The sequence below is a fragment of the uncultured Limnohabitans sp. genome (assembly GCF_937889215.1).
In the GTDB taxonomy this organism is placed as follows: Bacteria; Pseudomonadota; Gammaproteobacteria; order Burkholderiales; family Burkholderiaceae_C; genus Limnohabitans_A.
Genome location: NZ_CALBEX010000469.1, coordinates 1 through 2,166 on the forward strand (window position 1 = coordinate 1; position 2,166 = coordinate 2,166).

The 2,166-nt window shown below is 62.0% G+C and carries 3 protein-coding genes; all 3 read left to right on the plus strand.

Translation table 11 applies throughout. The features are described 5' to 3' along the window. A partial coding sequence (locus tag Q0341_RS11820) for a DUF4115 domain-containing protein (protein ID WP_299513533.1) occupies window positions 1-518 on the plus strand: 518 nt, incomplete at its 5' end. A 2-nt stretch (window positions 519-520) separates the two neighbouring features. Continuing rightward, window positions 521-1,810, plus strand: coding sequence for a flavodoxin-dependent (E)-4-hydroxy-3-methylbut-2-enyl-diphosphate synthase (ispG, locus tag Q0341_RS11825; protein ID WP_299513536.1), 1,290 nt, complete (start codon window positions 521-523; stop codon window positions 1,808-1,810). Then, a partial coding sequence (locus tag Q0341_RS11830) for an ATP phosphoribosyltransferase regulatory subunit (protein ID WP_299513538.1) occupies window positions 1,807-2,166 on the plus strand: 360 nt, incomplete at its 3' end. The genes ispG and Q0341_RS11830, both read left to right, overlap by 4 nt.

Below are 2,166 nucleotides of genomic sequence, written 5' to 3' on the forward strand. Positions count from 1 at the left end.
TGCTGTGGACCCCCGGGCCTTCGCAGTGGGGTTGGTTTCAAAACCTCAAGCTGATGCTGGCCGAGGAAGTGGTTGCGCCTGAGCAGGGCGAGGCCATGGCGCCCAGCCAAATGGGCGATCCCATTGCATTGCTGCCCGCAGACCAGGAGGCCAATGCCGCTCCCAGCGCTGCGCCGTCCATGACGGCCGAGCCGATGGCTTCTGAGTCACCTTTCGCGGCACCCGCCAGTGATGCCAAAGCAGCAGCGCCCAGCGCCTCCAACCAGGCCCCAGCGGTGGGACCTGAATGGGTGTTCACTGCCACCCAAGACAGTTGGCTGGAGTTGCGCAACGGGCAAGATGCAGTCATTTGGAGTGGTACCCTCAAAGCGGCGGAAAGTCAGCGGATTCAAGCGGCTTTGCCTGTGCGCGTGGTGGTTGGCCGTGCGCCAGCGGTCAGCGTGAGCTTTCGCGGCCAGCCTTTTGATCTGAAACCGCACACCCGATCTACCGTTGCGCGCTTTGAAGTGAAGGAGTGAACATGTCCCTAGACCATTTGCCTCTGATGCCGACACCGATTGCCATCGCCCGCCCCGCATTGCGGCGCAGCCGCCAGTCCCAAGTGGTCTGGGGTTCGCGCGTCGTCACTGTGGGCGGCGGCGCCCCGGTGCGCGTGCAGTCCATGACCAACACCGACACGGTGGACGTGATCGGCACCGCCATTCAGGTCAAAGAGCTGGCGATTGCGGGCTCCGAGATGGTGCGCATCACCGTCAACACTCCTGAGGCCGCCCAAGCCGTGCCGCACATCCGCGACCAGCTCGACAAAATGGGCATCGATGTGCCCTTGATCGGCGACTTCCATTACAACGGCCACCGCTTGCTGACCGACTACCCGGCGTGCGCCGAGGCGCTGTCCAAGTACCGCATCAACCCCGGCAACGTCGGCAAGGGCGACAAGCGCGATGTGCAGTTCGGCCAGATGATCGAAGCGGCCATGCGGTTCAACAAAGCCATCCGCATCGGCGTGAACTGGGGCAGCTTGGACCAAGAGTTGTTGGCCGAGTTGATGGACGCGAACAGCCAGCGCGCCGAGCCTTGGGAAGCCCGCCAGGTCATGTACGAAGCGCTGATTTCGTCAGCCATCTCGTCGGCCCAGCGTGCCGAGGCCATGGGCCTCAATGGGGACCAAATCGCTTTGTCGTGCAAGGTCTCGGGCGTGCAGGATTTGATTTCCGTTTACCGCGAATTGGGCCGCCGCACCGACTACGCCTTGCACCTGGGCCTGACCGAAGCAGGCATGGGCACCAAGGGCACGGTGGCTTCGGCCACGGCTTTGTCGGTGTTGCTGCAAGAAGGCATTGGTGACACCATCCGTGTCTCGCTCACGCCCCAGCCGGGCGAAGCTCGCACACAAGAGGTGGTGATCGCGTCCGAGATTTTGCAGTCATTGGGCTTGCGCATTTTTGTGCCCAGCGTCACGGCTTGCCCCGGCTGCGGCCGCACCACCAGCAGCACCTTCCAGGAGCTGGCCAAGCAAATCGACGATTTTTTGCGTGCCCATATGCCCGTGTGGCGCGTGCGTTACCCCGGTGTGGAAAACCTCAAGGTGGCGGTGATGGGCTGCATCGTGAACGGACCCGGCGAGAGCAAGCATGCCGACATCGGCATCAGCTTGCCCGGTACTGGCGAAGCGCCTGCGGCCCCAGTGTTCATTGATGGCGAAAAGCGCCTGACTTTGCGCGGCGAAGGCATTGCGCAAGAGTTTCAGGTGCTGGTTGAAAACTACATTGAGAACCGCTTTGGTTCCGGATCTGCTGAGAAAAAATGAGCGAGTCGCTGAAAGAAAACTCCCCTAAAGTCGAAAAAGCGGCCAAAGCCCAGAAGCTGGTGGGCGTCAAGGGCATGAACGACATTTTGCCGCCCGATTCGGCGCGTTGGGAGTGGCTGGAGGGCCAAGTGCGCGACTTGATGGCACGTTACGCCTACCGCAGCGTGCGCTTGCCCATCGTTGAGCCGACGGCTTTGTTTGTGCGTGGCTTGGGTGAAGTGACCGACATCGTCGAAAAGGAGATGTACTCCTTTGAAGACCGCCTGAATGGCGAGCAACTGACTCTGCGCCCCGAAGGCACGGCCGGGCTGGTGCGCTCGGTGGTCGAGCACAACCTGCTCTATGAAGGCGGCAAG

Excerpts from the sequence above, each read along its gene's own strand:
- ispG (WP_299513536.1), top strand. The coding sequence starts at position 521 with ATGTCCCTAGACCATTTGCCTCTGATGCCGACACCGATTGCCATCGCC.